Origin of the sequence: Achromobacter agilis (genome assembly GCF_900496965.1) — a bacterium.
Lineage (GTDB): Bacteria > Pseudomonadota > Gammaproteobacteria > Burkholderiales > Burkholderiaceae_B > Achromobacter > Achromobacter agilis.
Genome location: NZ_UFQB01000032.1, coordinates 1 through 26,136 on the forward strand (window position 1 = coordinate 1; position 26,136 = coordinate 26,136).

The 26,136-nt window shown below is 67.5% G+C and carries 17 protein-coding genes; 11 read left to right on the plus strand and 6 right to left on the minus strand.

Going from position 1 to position 26,136, the window contains the following annotated elements:
• Positions 1-8,586: autotransporter-associated beta strand repeat-containing protein (locus AGI3411_RS26765; protein WP_129530350.1), on the minus strand; the 8,586-nt coding region annotated here is incomplete at its 3' end.
• A gap of 314 nt (positions 8,587-8,900) precedes the next feature.
• Between AGI3411_RS26765 and AGI3411_RS26770 the strand changes: the two genes are divergently transcribed.
• Positions 8,901-10,559, plus strand: a complete 1,659-nt coding sequence (locus AGI3411_RS26770) for a CYTH and CHAD domain-containing protein (protein ID WP_129530351.1) — start codon at positions 8,901-8,903, stop codon at positions 10,557-10,559.
• 440 nt (positions 10,560-10,999) lie between these two features.
• Here the strand turns inward: AGI3411_RS26770 and ftsY are convergent, their stop codons facing one another.
• On the minus strand, positions 11,000-12,322 hold the full coding sequence (ftsY, locus tag AGI3411_RS26775) for a signal recognition particle-docking protein FtsY (protein ID WP_165359282.1): 1,323 nt from the start codon (positions 12,320-12,322) through the stop codon (positions 11,000-11,002).
• Between ftsY and rsmD the strand changes: the two genes are divergently transcribed.
• The 4 genes from rsmD (at position 12,321) to AGI3411_RS26795 (ending at position 15,038) form a co-directional block, all read left to right on the plus strand.
• Positions 12,321-12,887, plus strand: a complete 567-nt coding sequence (rsmD, locus tag AGI3411_RS26780) for a 16S rRNA (guanine(966)-N(2))-methyltransferase RsmD (RefSeq protein ID WP_129530398.1) — start codon at positions 12,321-12,323, stop codon at positions 12,885-12,887. The genes ftsY and rsmD overlap by 2 nt on opposite strands.
• A 58-nt stretch (positions 12,888-12,945) precedes the next feature.
• Positions 12,946-13,449 (plus strand): pantetheine-phosphate adenylyltransferase, encoded by a 504-nt coding sequence (gene coaD, locus AGI3411_RS26785; protein WP_129530353.1) that lies wholly within the window; start codon positions 12,946-12,948, stop codon positions 13,447-13,449.
• 117 nt (positions 13,450-13,566) lie between these two features.
• Positions 13,567-13,818, plus strand: coding sequence for a YfhL family 4Fe-4S dicluster ferredoxin (locus AGI3411_RS26790; protein WP_129530354.1), 252 nt, complete (start codon positions 13,567-13,569; stop codon positions 13,816-13,818).
• Positions 13,815-15,038, plus strand: coding sequence for a benzoate/H(+) symporter BenE family transporter (locus AGI3411_RS26795; protein WP_165359283.1), 1,224 nt, complete (start codon positions 13,815-13,817; stop codon positions 15,036-15,038). Before AGI3411_RS26790 ends, AGI3411_RS26795 begins: the two co-directional genes overlap by 4 nt.
• Before the next feature lie 12 nt (positions 15,039-15,050).
• Here the strand turns inward: AGI3411_RS26795 and AGI3411_RS26800 are convergent, their stop codons facing one another.
• The gene (locus AGI3411_RS26800) at positions 15,051-15,434 is read right to left on the minus strand and encodes an MOSC N-terminal beta barrel domain-containing protein (protein ID WP_129530355.1); all 384 of its coding nucleotides are present in this window, start codon (positions 15,432-15,434) and stop codon (positions 15,051-15,053) included.
• Positions 15,431-17,935 carry an AsmA family protein gene (locus AGI3411_RS26805; RefSeq protein WP_129530356.1) on the minus strand — a complete coding sequence of 835 codons (2,505 nt, stop codon included), beginning with the start codon at positions 17,933-17,935 and terminating at the stop codon, positions 15,431-15,433. Before AGI3411_RS26805 ends, AGI3411_RS26800 begins: the two co-directional genes overlap by 4 nt.
• Positions 17,936-18,267: 332 nt before the next feature.
• Here AGI3411_RS26805 and AGI3411_RS26810 point away from each other — a divergent pair, with 332 nt between their 5' ends.
• The gene (locus tag AGI3411_RS26810) at positions 18,268-19,866 is read left to right on the plus strand and encodes an MDR family MFS transporter (RefSeq protein WP_129530357.1); all 1,599 of its coding nucleotides are present in this window, start codon (positions 18,268-18,270) and stop codon (positions 19,864-19,866) included.
• A 3-nt stretch (positions 19,867-19,869) separates the two neighbouring features.
• Positions 19,870-20,319, plus strand: a complete 450-nt coding sequence (locus AGI3411_RS26815) for a MarR family winged helix-turn-helix transcriptional regulator (RefSeq protein WP_129530358.1) — start codon at positions 19,870-19,872, stop codon at positions 20,317-20,319.
• A gap of 16 nt (positions 20,320-20,335) precedes the next feature.
• Here the strand turns inward: AGI3411_RS26815 and AGI3411_RS26820 are convergent, their stop codons facing one another.
• Entirely contained in the window at positions 20,336-21,106 is a 771-nt protein-coding gene (locus tag AGI3411_RS26820; RefSeq protein WP_129530359.1) for an IclR family transcriptional regulator, read from the minus strand.
• A gap of 80 nt (positions 21,107-21,186) precedes the next feature.
• On the opposite strand from AGI3411_RS26820, the gene AGI3411_RS26825 reads away from it, so the two are divergent.
• Positions 21,187-22,356, plus strand: a complete 1,170-nt coding sequence (locus tag AGI3411_RS26825) for a M20 family metallopeptidase (protein ID WP_244240462.1) — start codon at positions 21,187-21,189, stop codon at positions 22,354-22,356.
• A gap of 52 nt (positions 22,357-22,408) precedes the next feature.
• On the plus strand, positions 22,409-23,422 hold the full coding sequence (locus tag AGI3411_RS26830; protein WP_129530361.1) for a Bug family tripartite tricarboxylate transporter substrate binding protein: 1,014 nt from the start codon (positions 22,409-22,411) through the stop codon (positions 23,420-23,422).
• On the opposite strand, the gene gcvA is transcribed toward AGI3411_RS26830, so the two are convergent.
• On the minus strand, positions 23,410-24,300 hold the full coding sequence (gene gcvA / locus AGI3411_RS26835; protein ID WP_129530362.1) for a transcriptional regulator GcvA: 891 nt from the start codon (positions 24,298-24,300) through the stop codon (positions 23,410-23,412). The genes AGI3411_RS26830 and gcvA overlap by 13 nt on opposite strands.
• Positions 24,301-24,443: 143 nt before the next feature.
• On the opposite strand from gcvA, the gene AGI3411_RS26840 reads away from it, so the two are divergent.
• Complete coding sequence (locus AGI3411_RS26840) at positions 24,444-25,067, plus strand: glutathione S-transferase family protein (protein WP_129530363.1); 624 nt, start codon at positions 24,444-24,446, stop codon at positions 25,065-25,067.
• Between the two features lie 20 nt (positions 25,068-25,087).
• On the plus strand, positions 25,088-26,125 hold the full coding sequence (locus AGI3411_RS26845; RefSeq protein WP_129530364.1) for an LLM class oxidoreductase: 1,038 nt from the start codon (positions 25,088-25,090) through the stop codon (positions 26,123-26,125).
• Positions 26,126-26,136 lie beyond the last annotated feature (11 nt).

Here is a 26,136-nt window from a genome sequence, read left to right on the forward strand (position 1 = left end):
CGTGCCGCCATCGATCCGCGTGCCGCCCGTGTAGCTGTTGTTGCCGCTCAGCACCAGCGTGCCCGCGCCGGCCTTGGTCAGCGTCCGGCCGTCCCAGCCCGTCGCGGCGTTGGCGGCCTGGTCGGCCAGCGCCGCGCCCACCACGAAGCGGTCGGTGGAATGGGTCAGCGTGAAGGTGCCGTGGCTGAGGTTATTGTTGGCCGTCCAGGTCAGGCCGTAGGTGGCGAGGTACTGCCGGTTGTCCGCCGACTTGCGGGTGTTGACGTTCAGGTAATCCACCGCGCCCGTGAAGCCGCCCACGTTCACCGAGCCGAAATCGCCGCCGATGCCCGAGCGGGTATCGATCAGCACCTTGTCGAGCTGGCCCGCGCTGGAGATGCCGCCCAGCCTGAACGCCACGCCGTCGCCCAGCGTGACGCTATCGGCCGTGATCGACGGCCCTCCCGCGCCCGCCGCGATGTCCAGCACCGCGTGATCGGCCATGCCGATATCGCCCGCCACCGCCAGGGTCGCGGGGCCTTGCACCGACAACGTGCCGCCGCCGGCCACGCTCAGATTACCGGCCAGGCTGCTGGCCGCACCCGCCACGCCATTGCCGAACTGCAATGCGCCTCCGGCTACTTCAGCCGAGCCGCCCAGCGCACCCAGCACCGCCAGCTTGCCGCCCGATACCGTGGTCTTTCCCGTGTAGGCGATGTGATTGCCGGTCAGGTCCAGCGTGCCCGCGCCGGTCTTCAACAGCGCGCCGCCGCCGGAGAAGCGGCCGCCGAAAATTCCGTCCACTGCCTGCTCGAACACCAGCGTGCCGCTGTTGTTGACGTTGCCAGAGAGGGAACCGGCATTGGCGATCAGCGTGCCCGACTGGACCCAGGTATTGCCATAGGCGTTGCCCGCGTTGCTCAAGCGCAGCGTGCCCGCGCCTGCCTTGATGAGGTCGCCGCTGCCCGATACCCCGCCGGCCAGCCCCAGGGTCGTGCCGGCGGCCACGTCGACGCGGCCGGCCTGCGCCAGCGTAATGGTGCGCGACGTGTTGAAGGAGTCCGTCGTGGCGAACGAGCCGCCGCCGAACACCAGCGCGCCCGTCGCACCGCCCAGATTCGCGTCGCGCCCGACCTGCAGCGTGCCGCCATCGATCCGCGTGCCGCCGCCGTAGGTATTGTTGCCGCTCAGCACCAGCGTGCCGGCCCCGGCCTTCCCGAACGCACCGGTACCCGACACCACACCGGTCAGGCCCAGCGCGGTGCCGCCTGCCACGTCGATGCGGCCCGATTGCGCCAGCGCGATGGCGCGCGACGTATCGAAAGAACCCGTCGTGGCCAGCGAGCCACCGTTGAACATCAGGCCGCCCGCGGCATCGCCCAGGTTCGCATCGCGGCCGACTCGCAAGGTGCCGCCCGCGATCGTCGTGCCGCCCGTGTAATGGTTGCCGCTATTCAGGACCATCGTGCCGGCGCCGCTCTTGACGAGACCGCCCCCGCCCGACACCGTGCCGTTCAAGCTCAGCGTGGTGGCGGCCGCCACGTCGAAGCGCCCCGACTGCGCGAGCGTCACGGCACGCGCGATATCGAAAGTGCTTGTCGTGGCCAGCGCGCCGCCGTTGAATGCCAGGCCGCTCATGGCATCGCCCAGGCTTGCATCGCGGCCGATCTGCAGCGTACCGCCATCGATCGTCGTGCCGCCGCCGTAGGTATTGTTGCCGCTCAGCACCAGCGTGCCGGCGCCCTGTTTGACGAGTCCGCCCATGCCCGAGACGGCGCCAGCCAGGCCCAGCGCCGTGCCGGCGGCCACGTCGACGCGGCCGGCCTGCGCCAGCGTGATGGCGCGCGAAGTATTGAAGGACCCTATGGTGGCCAGCGTGCCGCCGTTGAACGTCAGCCCGCCCGTGGCCGCGCCCAGGTTCGCGTCGCGGTCCACCTGCAACGTGCCGCCATCGATCCGCGTGCCGCCCGTGTAGCTGTTGTTGCCGCTCAGCACCAGCGTGCCCGCGCCGGCCTTGGTCAGCGTCCGGCCGTCCCAGCCCGTCGCGGCGTTGGCGGCCTGGTCGGCCAGCGCCGCGCCCACCACGAAGCGGTCGGTGGAATGGGTCAGCGTGAACGTGCCGTGGCTGAGGTTATTGTTGGCCGTCCAGGTCAGGCCGTAGGTGGCGAGGTACTGCCGGTTGTCCGCCGACTTGCGGGTGTTGACGTTCAGGTAATCCACCGCGCCCATGAAGCCGCCCACGTTCACCGAGCCGAAATCGCCGTCGATGCCCGAGCGGGTATCGATCAGCACCTTGTCGAGCTGGCCCGCGCTGGAAATGCCGCCCAGCCTGAACGCCACGCCATCGCCCAGCGTGACGCTGTCGGCCGTGATCGACGGGCCGCCCGCGCCAGCAGCAATGTCCAGCACCGCACCATCGGCCATGCCGATGTCGCCCGCCACCGTCAGGGTCGCCGGGCCTTGCACCGACAGTGCGCTGCCAACGGCCACCCGCAGGTTGCCGGCAAGGCTGCTCGCCGCACCCACCACGCCATTGCCGAACTGCAACGCGCCCCCGGCCACTTCGGCCAAACCGCCCAGCGCGCCCTGCACCACCAGCGTGCCTTCCGACACGGTGGTCTTGCCGGTGTAGGCCGCGTGATTGCCAGTCAGATCCAGGGTGCCTGCGCCGGTCTTCCACAGCGCCCCGCCGCCTGTAATAGCGCCGCCAAAAGCGCCGTCGGCCATTTGCTCGAACACCAACGTGCCGCTATTGCTGACGTTACCGCGCACGGAACCCGCGTTGCCGATCAGCGTGCCCGACTGGACCCAGGTATTGCCATAGGCGTTGCCCGCGTTGCTCAAGCGCAGCGTGCCGGCGCCCGCCTTGATGAGGTCGCCGCTGCCCGACACCCCACCCGCCAGGCCCAGGGTCGTCCCCGCCGCCACATCCACGCGGCCGGCCTGCGCCAGCGTGATGGCACGCGACGTCGTAAAAGAGTCCGTGGTAGCCAGCGCACCGCCGCCAAACACCAGCGCGCCCGTCACGTTGCCCAGGTTCCCATCACGCGTAACCTGCAAGGTGCCGTCATCGATCCGCGTGCCGCCGCCATAGGTGTTGGCGCCGTCCAGCACCAGCGTTCCGGTCCCGGCCTTGACGAGCGAGCCGCCGCCCGACACCAGGCCTGACAGGCCCAGCGCGGTGCCGCCCGCCACGTCGATGCGGCCCGATTGCGCCAGCGCGATGGCACGCGACGTATCGAAGGAAGCCGTCGTGGCCAGCAAGCCGCCGTTGAACGTCAGGCTGCCCGCGGCATCGCCCAGATTCGCATCGCGGCCGACTCGCAAGGTGCCGCCGTCGATCATCGTGCCGCCGGCGTAGCCGTTGCTACCGTTCAGGACCATCGTGCCGCCGCCGCTCTTGACGAGACCGCCCACGCCCGACACCGCGCCGTCCAGGCCCAGCGACGTGCCGGCCGCCACGTCGATGCGGCCCGTGTGCGCCAGGACGACCGAGCGCGCGATATCGAAGGAACCCGTCGTGGCCAACGCGCCGCCGTTGAATGCCAGACCGCCCGCGGCATTGCCCAGGTTCGCGTCGCGGGCAATCTGCAGCATACCGCCCTCGATCGTCGTGCCGCCGCCATAGCTGTTGGCGCCACGCAGGACCAGCGTGCCGTCGCCCTGCTTGACGATCCCGCCGCTGCCCGAAACCGCGCCGGTCAGGCCCAGCGCCGTGCCGGCCGCCGCGTCGATGCGGCCCGTTTGCGCCAGGATGACCGCGCGCGCGATATCGAAGGTGCCGGTAGTTGCCAGTGAGCCGCCGTTGAACGCCACGCCGCCCGAGGCATCGCCCAGGCTCGCGTCGCCGCCAATGCGCAAGGTGCCGTCCGCGATGACCGTGCCGCCACGATAATCATTGCCGCCGGTCAAGGCCAGCGTGCCGGCGCCGTTCTTGACGAGCGCACCGTTGCCCGACACCTTGCCGCCTACCCCCAGCGTGGTGCCGGCACGGACATCGAAACCTCCCGTCTGTGCCAGCAGGACTGCCCGCGAGGTATCGAAGGTGCCGGTGGTCGCCAGCATGCCGCCGTTGAAAATCAGGCTGCCCGCCGCCGCGCCCAGGTTGGCGTCGCGCTCGACCTTCACGGCGCCGCCCACGATCGTCGTGCCGGCGGTGTAGGTATTGACGCCGGTCAGGCCCAGTGTTCCGATGCCCGTCTTGATCAGCGTGCCAACGCCGGAAATGGCGCCGCCGAAGGCGCCATCGGCCGCCTGCTCGAAAACCAGCGCAGCATCATTGGCGACGTTCCCCGAGATCGAACCGGCATTGCCGATCAGCGTGCCCGACTGGATCCAGGTATTGCCATAGGCATTGGCAGCGTTGTCCAGGCGCAGCGCGCCCTCGCCGGCCTTGATCAGGTCGGCGCTGCCCGACACCTGGCCGGCCAGCGTCAGGGCGGCGCCGGCAGCCACGTCGACACGGCCCGCCTGCGCCAGCGTGATAGCGCGCGACGTGTCGAAGGAAGCCGTAGCGGACAGCGTGCCGCCGCCGAACGTCAGCCCGCCGGTCGCGGCGCCGAGGTTATCGTCGCGCGCCACCTGCAGCGTGCCATCCAGGATCGCCGTGCCGCCGGCGTAGACATTGGCGCTGCTCAAGGCCAGGGTGCCCGTGCCGCGCTTGATGAGGGTGCCGGCGCCAAACACCGGGCCGCTCACCCCCAGCGTCGTGCCGGCGGCGACCTCGAAGCCCACTGCTTGCGATGTCCCGAGGCTGATGGCGCGCGACATACCGAAGGACGACGTGGTCGCCAGCATGCCGCCGTTGATGATAAGAGGCCCGGTTCCCGCGCCGAGGCTGGAATCGTGGTCGATCCGCAGCGTGCCGCCGTCCAGTATCGTGCCGCCGACGTAGCTGTTTCCGCCACGCAAGGCCAGCGTGCCCTCGCCCTTCTTGACGAGCAAGCCGTTGCCCGAGACGACGCCGTGCAGTCCCAGCATGGCGCCGTCCGCCACATCTAAGGTTCCGCCATTCATCATCGTAACGGCGCGCCCGGTATCGAACGAACCCGTGCTGGCCAATGTGCCACCGTTGAGCGCCAGGCCGCCCGCGGCATCGCCCAGGTTCGCGTCGCGGTTCACCTGCAACGTGCCGCCGGTTACGATCGTGCCGCCGGTATAGCGGTTGTCGCCGCTCAGCACCAGCGTGCCCGCGCCGGCCTTGGCCAGCGTCCGGCCGCTCCATCCCGTCGCGGCATTGGCCGCCTGGTCGGCGAGCGCCGCGCTTACCTCGAATTCGTCCGTCGCGTTGGTCAGGGTAAAGGTGCCGTGCGCCAGATTGTTGCCGGCCATCCAGCTCAGGCCGTAGGACGCGAGGTATTGCAGGTTGTCCGCGGACTTGCGGGTATTGACGCTCAGATAATCCACGGCGCCGGTGTAGCCGCCCACGCTCACCGAGCCGAAGTCGCCGCTGATGCCCGAGCGGGTATCGATCAGGACTTCGTCGGACAGGCCGGCGCCGTTGATGCCATTGATCGCGAGCGAGACGCCGTCGCCCAGCGTGACGCTGCCGGCCGTGATGGAAGGGCGGCCCGCGCCCGCCGCGACATCCAGGGCCGTGTGATTGGCCATGCCGATATCGCCCGCCACCGCCAGGGTCGCCGGACCTTGCACCGACAGCACGCTGCCGGCCCCGGCCACGCTCAGGTTGCCGCTCAGGCTGCTGGCCGCGCCCGCGACTTCGTTGCCGAACTGCAATGTGCCGCCGGCCACTTGAGCCGAACCGCCGAACGCGCCGAGCACCACCAGCTTGCCGTTCCACACCTGGGTGTGGCCGGTGTACGAGGCATGATTGCCGGTCAGTTCCAGTGTGCCCGTAGCGGTCTTCGCCAGCACTCCGTCTCCGTAGAGGGAGCCGCCAAAGGTTCCGCCGCTCAACTGCTCGAACACCAGCGTGCCTCGGTTCTCGACATTGCCACGAATGGCATCCGCGTTGCCAATCACCACGCCCGACTGGATCCAGGTATTGCGGTAGGTGTTGCTCGCGTTGCTCAGGCGCAGCGTACCCGCGCCGGTCTTGATGAGGTCGCCACCACCCGACACCCCACCCGCCAATCCGAGCGTGAAGCCGGTCGCCACGTCGATGCGGCCGGCCTGCGCCAGCGTGATGGCGCGCGAGGTCGTAAAGGAGTTCGAGACCGCCAGCCCGCCGCCGTTGAACACCACAGCGCCCGCGGTATCCCCCAGGTTCTCGTTGCGATCGACCTGCAGCGTGCCACCGGTGATCACGGTGCCGCCGGTATAGCTATTGCGGCCGCTCAGAACCAGCGTGCCATCGCCCGCCTTGGTCAGCGTCCTGCCGTTCCAGCCCTTTGCGGGATTGGGCGCCTGGTCGGCGAGCGCCAGGCCCATGTCGAATCGGCTCAGCACATCGGTCAGCGTGAACGTGCCGTGGGCCAGGTTGTTGTTGGCCATCCAGCTTGGCGCGTAGGTTGCGCGGTACTGCAGGCTGTCGGCCGACTTGTGCGTATTGACCGTGAGATAGTCCACGGAACCCGAGAAGCCGCCCACGTTCACCGCGGCGAAATCCCCGCTGATGCCATTGGCGGAATCGATGAGCACCGCATCGAGCTGGCTCTCGTCGGCAATGCCGCTCAGTTTGAAGGTCACGCCGTCGCCCAGCGTGACGGTATCGGCGCGCAGGGACGGCCCGCCGGTGCCGGCCCTCACGTCCAGGACGGTGCCCTCGGCCAGGCCGAGGTTGCCCGCCACCGCCAGCGTCGCGGGGCCTTGCACCGACAACGTGCTGCCGGCGCCGGCCACGCGCAGATCGCCGGTCAGGCGATTAGCCACCCCCGCCGCGCCGTCGCCGTACTGCAAGGTGCCGCCGGTCACTTCCGCCGAACCGCCCAGCGAGCCCAGCACCACCAGCTTGCCGCCCGACACCGTGGTCTTGCCCTCGAAGCCGGAACTGGCGCCAGTCAGGATAGTCGTGCCGGCAATCTGGTTCAGGCTCTGGGCTATCCCCCCGGCCGTACTCTTCAACGCCGGCGAAAATCGATAGGCCGTATCCGTATGATTGAAGTTCAGCGAGGCAATGCCCGCGCCGAACTGGACCGCACCGGCATTGAGCGTGCCCGCACCCACGGCCGGCAGCCCCGCCGCCGCACCGATGTTGAGGGTGCCGGTGGTGGGAAAGATCAGGAACCTGTCCAACGCCAGCGACACGGTCCCCGTGCCGGCCGCGCCGACGTTGACGGTGCCGCCCTGCCCGATCGTCAGGGTGCCCGCTCCGGTGCCCCCCCCGAACCCCAGGTTCATCGCGCCGCTGTTGTTCCAGGTGGAGCCGGCACCGCGCACCGCCACGGCGCCGTTGCCGCTCATGCTGCCCACATAGCTGTCGCGGTTCGAGACCGTGCCACCCGACTCGATGTTCAGGGTGCCCTGGCCGGATACGTCGCCCACCCTGAGCTCACCGGCATTGGCCCAGGTAGAACCGCCCCCCGACACCAGGAAATTGCCGTTGCCGTTCTGATTGCGCCCGACGACGCCGTCAACGCTGGCGACATACCCGCCCGCCAGGACCGACACGGCGCCCTTGCCGCCCTCCGAGCCGACCAGCAGCGCCGCGCGATTGTTCCAGAGCGTTCCCACACCCGAAACCGCGACGGTCGCCGCGCCGTTCTGCTGCGCATCGACCGTGGCGAACTGGTTCAAGACCGTGCCTTGATAGAAGATGCTCAGGTCCCCGAGCCCGCTGCCGCCAACGAACAGGTTGCCTGTCAGGGCCCAGGTCGAGCCCGGGTTGTACACGTTGACCCGGGCCGAGGCGCCAGACGCCGCGCCGGCATCGATCCGGCCTTGCGCGGAGCCCAATATGTTGGCGATCTGCAGGGATCCGCCCGTGACGGTGGTATCGCCGTCGAACCGCGAATTGTCGCCCAGCAATAGCGTGAGGCCGGCGTAATGATTGAGCTGGTGCTGCCCCCCCTGGCCGCTGTTCAGGGCGGACGCGAAGATCTGGGCCCCCGACGTATTGAAGTTCAGCGTGCCTCTGCCCGCGCCAAAGCGCACCTCCGACGCGTCCAGGATGCCGGCGGCATCGGCGGCCGCGCCGCCGGGCGCGGCCCCGATGTTGATGACGCCGACCGCGTCGCGATTGCTGGCCACCTCGACAACCCCCAGGCCATTGGCGCCCACCGAGACCATGCCTTGATTGGCGAGCGTCAGCGTGCCACTGCCGTTGGCGCCGACGACCAGGCGGCCATTGACCTCCCAGGACGCGCCCAGGCCCGATACCGTCACCGTGCCCTCGCCGTCCGGCGTCGCCCCCAGCCAGCCGTTGGCGCTACGCAGCGTCGTCGCCGGGGACTGGATCAACAGCGAACCGAACGCGGCATTGCCGACGACCATGTCATTGGAGCCGTTCCAGTTCATCGGGGGGGTCACGTCGCCGACCGCCACCACACTTGCCAGCGCCTGCGCGGTAGGCGCGGCGCTGACAGCCGCCAATACAGCCGCCACCGCCACGCTCCGCGACCGGCTCTTGCCCCGCCCCCGGGCGTGCTCGCTGGCAACCTGCCAGAGGCCGGAGCGGCGATTGAAGACGATGCGATAGGTGCGGTTCATGGCGTTTTTCTCTTTTCAGGGTCGGCGCCGGTTGGTGAGGTGCTCATACGGGCGCAATCGAAGGCCGGGGCATGGCAGGAACTACCCCATCCGGCACTTACAATTAGAAAAGAGGGGCTGAGCGTTGCATATCACTGATATTGGGTAAATTGCCGGAATTTGGTCCGATCCCCGACCACGCCCCAACCCGGCTCTTGCGATTGTTGATGCGCCGCAAACCCGTCTATGCTCTATGTGAATTAAATATGACCAGTCATCAAATCGCCGCCCCGTTTGATTAAGATCTCGGCTTTTGCCGTTGGACACTTGCCGCCATGTCGGAACAGGAATTGAAACTGCACGTGCCCGCGGCTTCCCGCCAGGCCGTACTGCGAGAGATCAAGCAACGCGAGGCGACGCGCATCCGTCTGCACGCCATGTATTTCGATACGCCCGAACGCGAACTGGCGCGGGCGCGCATCGCCATCCGGCTGCGCCAGGAAGGCCGCGATTGGGTACAGACCTTGAAGATGCCTGGCATCAATGCCATCACGCGCATCGAACTCAACCATCCGCGCCCCGGTCCCGTGCTGGACCTGTCCGTGTACGCCGGCACCGAAGTCGAGGCCGCGCTGTCGGCCATCAAGGGCGAACTGGGCCTGCGTTACGAAACCGACGTGCAGCGGCTACTGCGCAAGGTCCGCACGCGCTATGGCACGGTCGAACTGGCCTACGACACCGGCATCCTGCGCGCCGGCGCGCTGGAACTGCCCATCTCCGAACTGGAATTCGAACTGGTGTCGGGCCGCCCCGCCGCTATCTTCGCGGCAGCGCGCGGCTGGCAGCAGCGCCACGCCCTGGTGCTGGATCCGCGCAGCAAGTCGGAACGCGGTGACGCGCTGGCCCAATTGGCGCAGCGGCTGGCCGACGCGGACGCGATCCCGGGCGAAGACCTGGAAGCGCGCCGCGCGCAGGCCATCGCGCAATTCTGGGCGCCGCGCGGCGCCGCCGCGGTCAAGTTGCGCGAAGACATGACGCCTTCGCAGGCCATGGCCCGCATTGCCGCGGAATGCCTGGACCAGATCGCCCGCAATGCCTCGGTCCTGGCCGAAGTGGATACCGAGGATGCCTACCGCGCGGGCAACTCCGAGCACGTGCACCAGCTGCGCGTGGGCGTGCGCCGGCTGCGCTCGGCCTGGAAACTCTTCGACGGCTGGATCGCGCCGGTCTCGGAAGGCTTGCTGCAAGGCGTGCGCACGCACTTCGCCGCATTCGGCGCCAATCGCGACCAGGACGTATTGAATGAAACCGTGGCGCCCGCGCTGATGCGCGCGGGCATGCCCGTGATCCCCATGGAGGCCGCGCCTCCCGAACAGGACGCCCGCTCCATCGCGGGCGGCAAAGCCTTCCAGGCGTGGCTGCTGGACCTGCTGGAATGGAGCCTGGACGTGCCGCCTGCCGTGCCCTCGTCCGGCGGCCAGCCCATCGCCAACGGCACGCCGAGCGATACCGCGCCCGAGCCCGCCATCCGGCTGGACGGCGGCGTGGCGGGCCCCAGCGTCCGCCCCACGATCATCCCCATGCTCGCGCCGGAACCCGATCCGCAACGCCTGCGCAAGCAACTGGCCCGCCGCCTGCACCGCTGGCACGGCAAGGTGGCCGACCAGGGCACGCAATTCGCAACGCTCGATATCCCGGCCAGGCATGAATTGCGCAAGCGCGGCAAGCGGCTGCGCTACAGCCTGGCCTTCGCGGAATCGCTGTTGCCCGCGGGGAAACTGCGCGGCTACCGCAAGCTGCTGTCGCGCGTGCAGGACATACTGGGCGAAATCAACGACCTGGCGGTCGCCAAGGACTATTACGAGTCGTGTACCGCCACCCATCCGCAAGCGTGGTTCGCGCTGGGCTGGATCAGCGCCCGTCTGGAAGAACTGGCGGAAGATGCGCAACGCGCGTTCGACGACCTGGCGGCGAGCAAGCCGTTCTGGAAGTAAAAGCCTTACTTTCCGAATGCCAGACTTACTCTCTGAGTGTCTGGCTTACTCTCTGAGTGTCTGGACTTATTCTCTGAGTGTCTGGCTTACTCTCTGAGTGTCTGGACTTATTCTCTGAGTGTCTGGCTTACTCTCTGAGTGTCTGACTTATTCTCTGAGTGTCTGACACCCTTATGAGACAGTCTGAGGCTTTGATACCGTCTTCCCGGGTGTCTGACACGGGCTTTATCTGGACAGCCGGTCGAAGTCAGCCGGTGTCAGACACCCGGGAAGACGATCTCATATTCGCGAGAACTCTCGTAAGGGTGTCAGACACTCGGACGGAAGAGATGGTGTCAGACACCCGGGAAGACGATCTCGTATTCGCGAGAACTCTCGTAAGGGTGTCAGACACTCGGAAGGAAGAGATGGTGTCAGACACTCGGAAGAAAGAGCTAGAACTAATCTGCCAGCAACGCCCCGGCGAACTCGTCCGCCACGAAGGGCTGCAGGTCTTCCAGGCTTTCGCCGACGCCGATCCAATACACGGGGATCGGGCGCACGCCCTGACTGCCCGCGGCCACGGCGGCGAGCGTGCCGCCCTTGGCGGTGCCGTCCAGCTTGGTCACGACCAGTCCGGTCAGGTTGATGGCGGCATCGAAGGCGCGGATCTGCGTCAGGGCGTTCTGCCCCGTATTGCCATCGACCACGAGCAACACCTCGTGAGGCGCCGCGGCATCGGCCTTGCCGATTACGCGGCGGATCTTCTTCAGTTCTTCCATCAGGTGCAGCTGCGTCGGCAGGCGGCCGGCGGTGTCCACCATCACCACGCCCATGCCGCGCGCGCGCCCTGCATTGACGGCGTCGAACGCCACCGCCGCCGGATCGCCGCCATCCTGGGAGATGACCGTGACGTTGTTGCGGCTGCCCCATTCGATGAGCTGCTCGCGGGCGGCGGCGCGGAACGTGTCGCCCGCGGCCAGCAGCACGCTGGCGCCCTGGCGCTGGAACGTATGCGCCAGCTTGCCGATGGAGGTGGTTTTGCCCGCGCCGTTGACGCCGGCGATCATGACGACCAGCGGCTGCGTGCGCTTGAGATCGAACGATCGTTCCAGCGGACGCAGATGGTCCGCGAGCAATTGGCGCAGCGCCGCCTTCACCTTGGCCGGGTCTTCGATGCGTTCCTTCTTGACCCTGGCACGCAGCGCGGTCAACAGCTTCTCGGTGGCCTCCAGGCCCGCATCGGCCATAATGAGCGCCGATTCGAGTTCCTCGAACAGGTTCTCGTCGACCTTGACGCCGATGAAGATGCCGCCAATGCTTTGACCGGTGCGCGACAGGCCCTGCTTCAGCCGCGCCAGCCACGACGCCTTCTTGGGCGCCTCGGCGATTGGCGCCGGAGCAGGATCAGGCTCAGCCTGGGGTGCAGGCTCGGGCTGAGGGGCGGGCTCGGGTTGAGGGGCGGGCGCCGGCGCGGCAGCCGGCACGGGCGCCGGTTCCGCGGCTGGAACAGGCGCGGGCTCGCGAACCGTATCGCTTGCCCGGGCCGGCGCCGGATCGGGCCTTGCCGCCGGCGCCGCGGCGGGTTCGACGGGCGGTGGCGGTGCTACGGGGGCCGGCGCAAGCGCCTCGGTCTGGGGTTGCGGCGCGGGCGGAGCCGGGATGGCCGGCTCGGCAACGGGCTCGGCCGGCGCGGGAATGGGGTCTACTGCCTCCGGGGGCGGCGCGGGTTGGACCGGCGCGGCGGGCGGAGGGGTTTTTTTCTTGAAGAAGCGGCTGAACATGGGTAACAAGTATATTCGTATCGTAGGGGGCCAATACAGGCGCACCCCCATTGTCGTGCCCGACGTGGAAACGTTGCGCCCCACGCCCGACCGGGTCCGCGAAACGCTGTTCAATTGGCTGACTCACCTGTGGGGCGGCGAATTCGCCGACAAGCAGGTGCTGGATCTGTTCGCCGGCAGTGGCGCCCTGGGCTTCGAGGCAGCCTCGCGCGGGGTGGCGCACGTGCAGATGGTCGAGCGCGACAGAACCGCAGCGTCCGCGCTACGGACACTGCGCGATAAACTCAAAGCCGACATGATACGCATCCACGTGGGCGATGCCATGCAGGTGACCGAACGCATGGATGCGTCCCGATTTGACCTCATCCTGTTGGATCCCCCGTTCGGCCAGGGCTGGCTGCCTCGCCTGTGGCCGCTGCTTCCGGGTATTCTGACCGAACGCGGACTGGTCTACGTCGAGGCGGAATCCCCCATCGAAGCCCCCGAAGGATTCACGATTTTGCGGCAGGACAAGGCCGGCGCGGTCCACTACCATCTTCTCGAATTTGCTGCATTGCGCAAATAGATCAATAATCCGAGCTTCGGAGGATGGTGTACACCACTAATAACGGTACGGAGCTCGCATGATCACCGCTGTATATCCCGGCACTTTCGACCCGCTGACCCGAGGCCATGAAGACCTGGTCCGCCGTGCAGCCACGCTTTTCGACAAAGTCGTGGTTGGGATCGCCATTAGCCGCAACAAGAAGCCCTTTTTCACCATCGAAGAGCGCGTGGAAATCGCGCGAGAGGTGCTGGGCCACTACCCCAACGTGGAAGTGCAGAGCTTCGGCGGCCTGCTCAAGGACTTCGTGCGCGACCAAGGCGGCCGCGTCATCGTGCGCGGCCTGCGCGCCGTGTCCGACTTCGAGTACGAATTCCAGATGGCCGGCATGAACCGCCACCTGCTGCCCGACGTCGAAACGCTGTTCATGACGCCCTCGGACCAGTACCAGTTCATTTCGGGCACCATCGTGCGCGAAATCGCCCAGCTGGGCGGCGACGTGAGCAAGTTCGTGTTCCCGTCCGTTGAACGCTGGCTACAGGAAAAAGCCAAGGAGCGCCGCGAGCAATCCTGGCCGGGCTGAACCCGGCCGGGCTCCATTCCCGAAGGGCGCTTGCCGCGCCCTTTCCGCGCTGCGCAGGCCGGGCGGGCAGCGGCGGTACAATGATGGCCGCCCCATCGCTTTTTTCCGCCGTCCGCCATGGCCCTGACCATCACCGAAGAATGCATCAATTGCGACGTTTGCGAGCCCCAGTGCCCGAACGAAGCAATTTCCATGGGCGCGGACTTTTACGTCATCGACCCTGACCGGTGCACCGAATGCGTCGGCCACCACGACGAGCCGCAGTGCAAGGTGGTATGCCCCGTGGAGTGCATCGAACTGCACCCGCAATGGCACGAAGGCCAGGAACAGCTCATGGCCAAGTACCGCCGCCTCACTGGTGCCGCATGAGCGACGCGGCGCAATCCAGCATCGACCTCCCTCCCCCTCGCCACCGCGCCCGCCGCGACCTCTCCGCGTCGGCCGTCACGGCCGGCCTGGTCGCCGTCCTGGTCAGCTTCGGCGGAACCGCCGTGCTGATGGTGCAGGCGGGCCACACCGCGGGCCTGGACGCGGCCCGGATCGGCTCGTGGATCGGCTCGCTGAGCCTCGCGTTCGGTTTCGGCGGCGCCCTGTACAGCCTGCGCACCGGCCTGCCCATCGTCATGGCGTGGTCCACCCCCGGCGCGGCCCTGCTCGTCACCGCGCTGGCCGGCGTGCCGTTCAATGAAGCCATCGGCGCCTTCGTGCTGGCGGCGGCGCTGACGCTGGCCTGCGGCCTGTTCGGCTGGATCGATCCCATCCTGCGCCGCATCCCCGGCGAGATCGCCGCGGCCATGCTGGCCGGCGTGCTGCTGAATTTCGGCATGGGCATTTTCAGCAGCATCAACCAGCAGCCCGCGCTGGTGCTGGCGATGTGCGCCTCCTATCTCGTCTGCCGGCGCCTGGCGCCGCGCTACGCGGTGCTGGTGGTCATGCTGGTGGCGATCGCCATCGCGTTCGCGCTGGACCTGATGCAGCTGGATCTGCTGGACTGGCGCCTTACCGAATTCGTCTGGACCACGCCCGCCTTCAGCGCCCAGGCGGCAGTCAGCCTGGGCATTCCGCTGTTCGTCGTGGCCATGGCGTCGCAGAACCTGCCCGGCCTGGCCATCCTGCAGGCGGCCGGCTACCGGCCTCCCGCGTCCCGCCTGGTAGCGGCCACCGGTCTGCTGGGCCTGCTGGCCGCGCCCTTCGGCGCGCACAGCGTCACGATGGGCGCGATCAGCGCGGCCATCTGCACGGGCCCCGAAGCCCATCCGGACTCCACCAAGCGTTATATCGCCGCAGCCACCTACGGCCTGGGCTATGTCGCGCTGAGCGTCGTGGCGGGCGCGGTGGCGGTGTTCTTCCAAGCCTTGCCTCCCGCCCTGCTGGCCGCCCTGGCCGGCCTGGCGCTGCTGGGCACCATCATGGGCGGCATGGCCGCGGCCATGGCAAATCCCCAACGCCGCGAAGCGGCGCTCATCACGCTGCTGGCCACGGCATCGGGCTTCAGTTTCTGGGGAATCGGATCGGCCTTCTGGGGCCTGGCGGCGGGCCTGCTGGCCCACGCGGCGTTCGAATACAAACGCGCCGGCGCACAGGCCTGACGCGCCGGCCCCTCAGGGCCAGACGGCGACGGGCGTGTCGGGGTGCACCTTCATGATGCGGCAAGGCACCTGCACGAAATTGGAGATCCAGGCCGCGGCCAGTTCTCCCTCATCGATCACGTCGATGGCCTGCTCGCCGACCTTCATGCTGTAGCGCACGCTGTCGTCGTCTTCGATGACGTCCAGCGGGATGTCCATGCGCAGCATGCCGGGCGCCTTCAGCACCAGGTAGCCCAGGCGCAGCTCGACCGACACATCGGCCAGCCGGGGGCACAAGGCGCGGTTCAGCCATTGGCCGGAATCGTTGGCGATCAGCCATTGGCGATGGTAGCCGGCGGCTTCGGGTTGCGGCGTGGCGCCGCATTCGGCGATGGGTTGGAAGTGTTCTGCGCTCATTTGCCCAGCAATCCCTTCAAGGCCTTGTCGACCGCCGCGCCGTTCTTGCCCTTGCCGGTTACGGCTTCGCGCAGCTTGTTCTCCAGGCTGCGCTTCAGGATAGCGCCGACGGCGTCTTTCCAGAGCAGCGTGTAGGTGGGTTTCTCGAACGGCCCCTTGACGTGCACCGGGATGGTCACGTCCTTCAGATCGATCAGTTCCTGGCCTTCGGGATCGGCGGCGGGATTGACGATGCGCGCGCGCGCCACCAGGTTCAGCTCGCTCTTGACGAAATCGATCGTAGCCGGATCGCCTTGCGTCACGCGCAGCAGCGGCGACACGACATTCAGGCGCTTCACGGCGGCGACGCCCTTGGTGAACGCCAGGTCCGCATCCATTTCGGAGAACGCCGTCTGCTTGCTCGTGTCGGCGGGAACGGTCTCGTCCTGCGATTCAGGCTTGAACGCGGCCTTCAGGTCGCGCAGTGTCTGCGTGAGATTGATGCCCTTGACCGCACCGTCGCGCAGGCGCAGCTGCATGGTGCCGCCCAGGCCGCTCTTCATGGCATACGCATTGGCGCCGGCCGTCTTCAGGTCCAGCGCCAGGCTGCCCGTGCCGCTCAGCACGTTCCGGTTCGCCAGGTCCATCAGGAACGGTTCGATCGCAATGCCCGCCAACGACATCTTGGTGGCCAGCTGGTTGCCCTGCGCGGCGTCGACCGTCAGGGCGCCCGCCAGCTTGCCGCCGTAGAGACCCGCCGTCAGGCTGGTGATTTCCAGCTTGCCCTTGTCCAGCTTCACCGACGCGCCGACGTCGTCGGCCTTCAGGCCGCGCACCACCAGCTTGCCGACCTTGAGCGTGCCATTGACGCTTGGGCCGACCAGCGCGGACAGGTTGATCGAGTCGTCGGGGGGAGCGGGCGCCGGCGCCGCAGCGGGCTGTGCGGGCTTGCTTTCGTCTTTCTTGCCTTCGGCGGGCGGCTTAGGCACGGGAGCCGCGGCCGGCGGCACCAGCTTGTCCAGGTCCAGCGTATCCACCACCAGCGCGAAATTCACGCGCGGCGTCTCGCTCAGGCGGGTGATGTCGGCGCTCAGGTCGAACTTGCCGCCTTCCAGCACCGCGTTGATCTTGCTGGTCGCCTGATCCTTCAGCAGATCGGCCGTCACGCTGCCGATCACCGGGATCTGCAGGCTGCCCTTGGGCAGGCCCGGATCGGTGATGTTCACGTCGCCGCGCAAGCCGGACAGGCCGCCGCTGCGCTGCAGGAGGTTCAAGGACAGCGGCGAGGCGAAGTTCAGCTTGACCACGCGTTCGCCGTTCTTGGACGTGCTGTCGAGCTTGGCTTCCTTGATGTCCAGCTCGCCGGCGTTGCCGCTGATGCCGTTCAGGCCAAAGCTGGCGTCCAGGCCGCTGAGGCGCACACGGCCGGTCAGCGCCTCGCCGGTGGCCGAGGCGGGGGAAATATTGAGCGCAGGCGCGTCCACGGCGAATTCGAACGGGCCGTCCTCGACGCCGCCCTTGGCGCGGATGGCCAGCTTCTCGATCTGCAATTGGCTCTTGTGCGGATCGATCGACAGCTTAGGCATGGCCACGCTGGCGTCCACATTGGTGGCGCGCGCGGCGGGATCGGTGATGTCGCCCTGGAACACGACCTCGAGGCCGGCCACGTCCAGCGCCGACTTCTGACCGTTGAACGCCAGGTTGCCGCGCATGGCCAGGCTCTTGGCTTCTGCGCCCGGCAGCTTGCCGTCCATGCGCAGGTCGAGCTTTTGCGCGGCATAGCGCTTGGCGGACGGATCCAGCGTCAGCAGGGCCTGACCGGTCAGGTTGGCGTCGACGCGCGGATTGCCGCCTTCGACGCGCGCGGTCAGGCGCACGTCGAACGGCTGGTTGAACGTGACGCGCCCGGTATTGGCGTTGATCTTGGTGACCGCCACCGCCATGCCGCTGATGGCGTCCTGCAGCTGCACCTCGCCGTCTTTCAGGTCCAGGCCGGCGATATCGATCTGCATGTTGTTGCGCGGCTGCGGCAGGCTGCCATTGGTAATAGCCTGCGCGGCGGTCTGGGCCGCGCCCACCAGCGCCTCCGCCGGATTGGACGGCACGGCCGTGACCGGCGAGGTGCCGCCCACAAGATTGCTGAAATTGAACTGGCCCTGCTTGTCGCGGATCACGCGCGCCTTGAAGCCGCTGATGGCCACGTGGTCGACCACGAAGCTGTTGGACAGCAAGGGCCACACGGCGACCGCCAGGCGGGTGCTTTCGATGGAAGCGAAGGTCTCGGCGCTATCCGGCTCGGACAGCGACACTCCCTGCACCGACAGGCCGATGCGCGGGAAAAGCGACAGCTCGATCTCGCCGTCGATCGTCAGCGTGCGGTGATAGCGTTGCTGGACAAGCTCTTCCAGCTTGTACTTGTACGCATTGGGGTCGAATGTCAGCAAGAAGATGGCCAGGCCAACGACGGCCACGACAACCAACACCACCAGGCCTATCAAAATGCGCTTGAACCACGTTTTCATTGCTGCCCCGTCGGTACCTCGACTGGAAATCCTCGAATGCCGCCCACCGCGCCGGAACGCGGGGATGGTGCCCTACCGGTGGAAAAGACCGCCCGGCATGCCATGCCGCCGGCCTTTTGAGAGGTGAAGACGCTGGCAGGGCCAGCGTACAGATACCGCTATCGTAACAAATCGGGCCGGCTTCGCGAGACCGCCGGGCAATTCTCCCCGATCTCCCCCCCTCGGACCGCTGGCCGCCGGCCCGCAAAACGGACGCCGGAAGCTGACGATTTTCTGTCTGGCGGATTGTAGGACTAGAATGATTGACACATCAATCATTGATAGATCCAACAATGTCCGCCCCCGCTTCAGGCACCCCGCATTCCCCCGGCCAGGTGCTTCCCTTCCGCCAAACCCTGCTCGCCATGCTCGGCATGTGCTTCGTCATGATGATGGTCGCCATCGACCAGACCGTGGTCGGCACGGCTTTGCCGACCATTGTGGCCGAACTCAAGGGCTTCGAACTGTATGCATGGGTAGCGACGTCTTACCTGCTGACGTCCGTCATCACCGTTCCCATCTTCGGGCGGCTGGGCGATTACTACGGGCGCAAGCCCTTCGTCGTGACGGCGATCGTGCTGTTCACCCTCGCCTCGGCGCTGTGCGGCGCGGCCGACAGCATGCTCACCCTGGTGCTGGCCCGGGCGCTGCAGGGCATCGGCGGCGGCATGCTGGTGGGCACCGCATTCGCGTCCATTCCCGACCTGTTCCCCGATCCCCACGTGCGGCTGCGCTGGCAGGTCATGCTCAGCTCCGCCTTCGGCATCGCCAACGCCGTCGGCCCGACCCTGGGCGGCGCCCTGACCGAACACTACGGCTGGCGATCGGTCTTCTACGTGAACCTGCCCATCGGCGCCCTGGGCCTCTGGTTCGTCGCGCGCTACCTGCCGCATCTGCGCAACAACACCGCCGGCCCCGTGCGGCTGGACTGGCAGGGCGCGCTGCTGATCGCGCTGGCCCTGGGCTCCCTGCAGCTGCTGGTCGAATTGCTGCCCAAGGAAGGGCTGAGCGCCGCCATCCTGCTGCTCGGCGCGGGTAGCGCGGCGGCCTTCGCCTTGCTGTACTGGTGGGAACGGCGCTGCCCGCACCCGCTGCTGCCCCTGGATATGTTCCGCAACCGCGGCCTGGCCATGCTATTCACGCTGGCGCTGCTGGTCGGCGTGACCATGTATTCGCTGCTGTTCTACGCGCCGCTGCTGCTGCAGGGCGGCTTCGGCCTGTCGCCCCAGGACGCGGGCATGCTGATCACGCCGATGGTCGTCTTCATCACGGTGGGCAGCATCGTAAACGGCCGCATCATTACCCGCATCCGCCATCCCAACCGCATGCTGTACGCGGGCTTCATCCTGATGGCGCTGTCGTGCCTGGGCATCGTCACCACCCACAACTACACCTCGCACGCCGTCATCGCCACGTACATGCTGATGGCCGGCCTGGGCATGGGCTTCATCATGCCCAACCTGACCGTCTTCGCCCAGCAGACCGCGGGCCGCAGCCACCTCGGCATCGCCACCGCCCTGCTGCAGTCCCTGCGCATGATCGGCGGCATGCTGGGCACGGCGATCGTCGGCACCATGGTCAGCCACAGCTATTTCAGCGGCGTCGAGTCCACCCTGCGCGGGGCCGCCGCCCGCTGGCTGCCGGAACTGAACGATCCGCAGATGCTGGTCAACCCCGAGGCCCAGACGCAGTTCCTGGCACAATTGGCGCACCAGGGGCAGGATGGCACCTCGCTGATCGAGATCGCGCGCGTCGCGCTCGTCGGCGCCATCCATGAAGGGCAGCTCATCGCCCTGGCCGTGGCCGTCTTCGCGCTCTGGTGCGTGCGGCGCGTGCCCCCGGTTCAATTGGTCCGCCCCTCCAAGCCGGAGCCGGCCAGCGTCGGAGAATAGCTTTTGCCCAAACAGCAACAAGGCCTGCAGGTCATCCAGCACATGGGGCTGACCTACCGCGTCATGCAGAGCGCGTTCAGCAGCCGGGTCGGCCACGCGCTGCCCCGCTGGCGCATCCTCCTGGCCCTGCACGAATGCGGCCAATGTTCGCAGAAGCACCTGGCGGAACGCTGCCGGCTGGATCCCGCCTCGCTCACGCGCCAATTGCAGGCCATGCAGAAGCTGGGCTGGATTTCACGCGCCGTGGATCCGCAGGACAACCGGCTGACCAACGCCCGCCTAACGCCGGCCGGGCAGGCGGTCGTAAACGAGGCCCTGCCCCGGCGCGCGGCCTTCTTCGAAGAGTCGCTCAAGGGCCTGTCCGGGACCGATATCGACACCCTGAACCGCGTGCTCAGCGTGCTGGAACAGAATTTCCTGCATGCCGCCGCGGACAAGCCTCCCCAGGCCTGACGCGCGGCACCCTGGCCTATTCGGGCGGATTGCGGCGCTCGAACTGCGCGATCGCGCGCAACAGGAACGGCGCGAACTTCGCGGCATACTCCTCGCCGGTCCAGGCATTGGATGAGCCCGACAGGTGCAAGGCCCCGTAGGGCGCGCCCTGCGCATTCGTCACCGCCGCGGCCAGGCTGACCTCTCCCACGATGAACTCGTCGGCGATCAGGGCATAGCCCTGGTCGCGGGCCTTCTTCACCTCGCCCTTGATCGCCTTGGCGGAGGTCTGGGTACTGGGGGTGTAGGCGGCCAGTTCCACGGAAGCCAGGCGGGACGACGCCTCGGCCTCGTCCAGGCAGGACAGCACCGCCCGCCCCCCGGCCGTGCAGTAGAGCGGGACGCGCCGCCCGACCAGCGATGCGTGGTAGTGCTCGGTCTGGGTCTGGTGCCGCATGACGTGAACCAGTTCGTTGCCGTCCAGCAGGGACAGGCTGATCTTTTCGCCCGTGGACTTCGACAGCTCCAGCATGATGGGATTGAGCGCCTCGACCAGCGCATGCATGCGCAGGAAATGGAAGGTCAGGTTGAGCATGCCCGTGCCCAGCCGGTAGCGCCGCGTCTGCGCGTTCTGCTCCAGATAGCCCTCGGCGCACAAGGTGTACGCATAGCGCTGGGCGGCGCTCTTGTCGAGCCCGCTCATGGCCATGATCTCCATCAGGCTGAGGTCGCCCGATGCGTTCTTGAAACAGTCCAGGACCCGGAAGGCCTTGCCCACGGATCCTACGTACAGCGCGTTGGTCGTCATCGTTTTACCTAATGTACGAGTTTTCCCAGGTAGCACATAATAATACCAAGTATTAAATAACAATACCTGAGGAACAGACAATGAATCTCGAGGCCGGACTCACCGCGGCGCAATGGCTCGAAAGCCAACAGCCGGAAATGCTTGCGCTACTGGAGGATATCGTCAATATCGACTCCGGCAGTTTCGACAAACCCGGCGTGGCGCGCGTGTTCCGGCGGCTGGAATCGTTCTTCGCCTCGCACGGCCTGGAGACAACCTCCCACTACGCGGGCGACGTCGAGGCCGCGATCTCGGTCACCGTGAACCGCACCAGCCGCGTGGGCAAGCCCGTGCTGCTGATGGGCCATTGCGACACCGTCTTTCCGGCGGGCGAGGCCGCCCGCCGGCCCTTCCGCATCGACGGCGCCCGCGCCTACGGGCCCGGCGTGGCCGACATGAAGTCGGGCATCGTCATGAACGCCTTCCTGCTGGCCGCCTTCGCCCGCGCCGGCGAAGCGGCGCCCGAAATCACCGGCCTGTTCACCTGCGACGAAGAAATCGGATCGCCGCTGAGCAAGGAGGCGATCACGCATTTCGGCAAGCAGGCGGGCTTCGTGTTCAACGCCGAGCCGGGCCGCCCGTCGGGCAACGTCGTGACCGGGCGCAAGGGCGGCGTCTTCTTCAACATGGAAATCGAAGGCAAGGCGGCGCACTCGGGCGCGAACTTCGCCGAAGGCATCAGCGCGATCTCCGAACTGGCGCACAAGGTCGTGGCGCTGGACGCCCTGACCGATCTCGATGCGGGCGTCACCGTCAACGTCGGTCTGGTGAACGGCGGCCTGTCCGTCAACACGTCCGCGCCTTCCGCCAGCGCGGCGATCGACCTGCGCATCTTCGATCTGGAGCAACGCGAATCGCTGGTCGGCAAGATCCGCTGCATTTGCGACAAATCCTTCATTACCGGCACCTTGTCCAAGCTGGACATCACCGGCGAATTCCGGCCCTTCGTGCCCACGGCCCAATCCCGCAAGCTGTTCGAGCTGTACCAGGCCGAGCTAGGCGCGATCGGGCACAAGGCGGAGGCCGAATTCAGCGGCGGCTGCGCGGACTCGGGCGTGACGTCCAGCCTGGGCGCCATCACGCTGTGCGGCACCGGCCCGGTGGGCGGAAAGTTCCACACGCAGGACGAATATTGCGAGATCGGCACCATCGTTCCCCGCGGACAGGCCGTGCTCAACACGATACTGCGGCTTGCCCACACCCAGTGGTAAGCGGCGCAAACGTCGCGGCCTTTCCGCCCGGCATTCTCATCAGGTGCTTTTCATGACTTCACACGCATTGCAGACACGCCGCGCCCTCCTCAAGGCCGGCACGGCGCTGGCGTTGGCCCCCGCCGCATGGATGAAAACCGCGCACGCGCAGACCTATCCGTCCGGACCGGTCAGCATGATGGTCCCCTACCCCGCCGGCGGCCCCAGCGACGTCAGCGCCCGCATCCTCAGCGGCCCGATCGGCGATAGCCTCGGCGCGCGCGTCGTCGTCGAAAACCTGGGCGGCGCAACCGGCACGATCGCCGCCTCGAAAGTGCTGAACGCCAAGGCCGACGGCAGCGTGTTCTTCCAGGGCACGCAGAACGAACTGATTCTGCCGCCCCTGACCAACCGCGCCGTGCGTTACCAGCCGGACGCCTTCGAAAGCGTCCAGCCCATCACGGTGACGCACCTGGTGCTGCTGGTGCGCTCCGGCTTGCCCGTCGGCACGGTGGACGAGTTCCTGAAGCTGGCCGGCGAGCGCGACGCGTCGAACTCCCTGACCTACGGAACGGTGGGCGTCGGCTCGCTCTACCACCTGATCACCGAATACCTGGGCAAGACCGTGAAGGTGCCCTTCACCCACGTGCCCTACAGCGGCACGGCGCCCGTCATCCAGGACCTGGCCGGCGGCCAGATCGATTTCAGCATCATGCCTTTCCAGGCCTCGATGCTGGAAATGATCCAGGGCGGACGCTTCAAGGCGCTTGCGGTGCTGTCCCGGAACAAGCCCGCCGTGCTGGCCAAGATCGCCAGCATCACCGAAACGCCCGCGCTGGCCAACTTCGAGTACGCCAGCTACGCCGGCTACTTCGTCAAGAAAGGAACCCCCGCCGCGGTCAAGGAAGCGCTCAACAAGGCGATCGGCCACGCCCTGGAAAACCGCGACGTCGTCGCCAAGCTGGAGGCGGACGGCCGCAACGTCTCGCGCCACATGACCCTGGACGAAGCGGCGGCCGCCTACGCGGCCGAAATCGCGAAGCACAAGGAAATGATCCGCGCCACGGGCTACGTTCAGGCGGGCTGACGCGCCTCCTGTCCAAGCCATTCCACGAATGCCGCGACTTCCGGGCGCTGCCCGGTGTCCGGCAGCATGACCACGTAGTACGCGAACCGCGCGGGCCAGGGTTTGTCCAGCGCCAGCGCCAGGCGCCCCGCGGCAATCTCCTCCCGCGCGTATTCCTGCGGCACCAGCGCCAGCCCCTGGCCGGCCTCGGCCGCGCGGATCAGCAGATAGTCGTCCTCGAACGCCGTGCCGCGCTCGGCGCGCGCGTCCTCGGCCACGCCGTGCGCCGCCAGCCACAGCCCCCAGTCGGCGCGGTCGCCGTCCTGCAGCAGCGGATAGGCCAGGCAATCGGCCGGCGCCAGGATGGGCGGCCCCGCGGCCAGCAGCGCGGGGCTGGCGACCGGCAGCAGCACCGGCGCGATCAGCGGCTCCGACAGCAGGCCGGGATAGCTGCCCAGCCCGTGGCGGATGGCGATATCGACCCGGTCGCGGCGCAGGTCGACGAGACTAGCCGCGGCCTCGACGCGGACTTCGATGTCCGGATGCAGGCGGGTGAAGCGCCCCAGCCGAGGCACCAGCCAGGACGCCGCAAACGACGGAACGGTGCTGATGGTGAGCGCCTTGCGCGCGCGGGCGGCTTCCAGGGTCCGAAGCGCGCCTTCAATCTGGTCGAAAGCCGCCAACAGGTTGGGATGCACGCTGGCTCCGGCCTCGGTCAGCGTCATGCTGCGGCGCCCCCGCAAGAACAAAGACAGGCCCACGCGCGCTTCCAACAGCCGGATCTGCTGGCTGACGGCACCCGACGTCACACCCAGGGCCGCGGCCGCGCGCTTGATGCTGCCGTGGCGGCCGACTTCCGCGAAAGCACGCAGGGCAAGCAGTGGGTAAACAGGATTCATGATTTAGCTCTTCTAAACCTAAGCGGCAGATCAAATCGTTTCTTTTCCCGAGGTATAGCGTTCAGAATTCCCAGCAGGAAACTTCTCCAAGTTTAGCCGCGCTTCTTCTTGAAAGCCTGCGGCACTGCTGAACGGAACCCGCAATGATCGACCTCTATACCGACAGTTCGCCCAACGGCTTCAAAGCCACGATCGCCCTGGAAGAACTGGCGCTGCCCTACCGCCTGCACCACGTCCGCATCGAGGCGGGCGAGCACCGGCGTCCGGACTTCCTGGCGCTGAACCCGCATGGCCGCATCCCGGTCATCACCGACGACGAGACCGGCATCACGCTGTTCGAGTCGGCCGCCATACTTCTCTACCTGGCCGAGAAGACCGGCCAGCTGCTGCCGGCGCAAACCGCCGCGCGCTGGGAAGCGGTCAAGTGGCTGCAATTCCACGCTTCCAGCGTCGGTCCCATCATCGGACAGCGCGTGCATTTCGAACGGTTCGCCGGCACGCGCATTCCCGCCGCCATCGAGCGCTACCAGCGGCTGACGGAAGACGTCTTCGCCGTGCTCGACCAACGCCTGGCCGAGTATCCGTACCTGGCCGGGGACGACTACTCCATCGCCGACATCGCGCATTTCGGCTGGACCCACATCGCGCGCATTATCGACTTCGACTTCAGCCGGCACCGCCACTTGAGCGCGTGGCATGAACGCGTGGCAGCGCGGCCCGCCGTGCGCAAGGGCGTCACGCTGCCAGCGCCCGCGACGGACGCATAAAGGATAGGGACGGACACGACATGGACAACACACCTTCCCTCACGCTTCCGACGGGCGCCTCGTACGCGGCATTCCAGGCGCATCCCGGCTATCGGCGCATGTTCGCGCCGGACCGGCTGACCCTCGGCATCTTCCTTCCGCTGCGCTTCTACGCGGGCGACATGCGCGTGCTGACCGGGCAGGCAGACCTGGTGGCCGAGATCGACCGGCGCGGCTTCGCCGCCGTCTGGGTACGCGACGTGCCGCTGTTCGACCCATCGTTCGGCGATGCCGGGCAGATCTTCGATCCCTTCACCTACCTGGCCTTCCTCGCCGCGCGGACGAAAACGGCCGCGCTGGCGACGGGCAGCGCCATCTTCTCGCTGCGCCATCCCATCGATCTGGCCAAGGCCGCGGCCACCATCGATCAGCTATCCGGCGGCCGCCTGGTGCTGGGCATCGCCTCCGGCGACCGCCCCATCGAGTTTCCCGCGTATGGTGTAGCGCACGGCGAGCGCGGCGAACGCTTCGTGGAGGCGGTGGCGTACTTCCGGCAGCTATTGCGGCCCGGCCCCCTCGCCGTGGATTCGCCGTTGGGGCATTTCGAGGGAGCCAGCTTCCTGCCCCAGCCGGCCACGGGCTCGATCCCGTTGATGGTCACGGGCGCATCCGGCCAATCGCTGGCCTGGATCGCCGAACAGGCGGACGGCTGGCTGACCTATCCCGATGCGACGCACACGGCCGAAGGGCCGCAGCGCCTGGCCAATAAGATCCGCGCCTGGCGCCACCGGATCCCCGACGGCGGCTTCCGCCCCCACATGACCAACGAATGGCTGGACCTGGCGGACGACCCCGACCATCCGCCCACGCCGTTGCAAGGCGGCTTCGTGCTGCGCACCGGACGCAAGGGCCTCATCGATCTGCTGCACGTCTGGCAGGCCGCCGGCGTCAACCATGCCGCGCTGGGCATCCAGTTCGCGCAACGGCCCGCGGCCGAAATCATCCAGGAACTGGCCGAGGACGTGCTGCCGCATTTTCCCTCGCACCCCGGCCCCGCCGCCGCGCCGGCCGCATGGTAAGCCCCGGAACG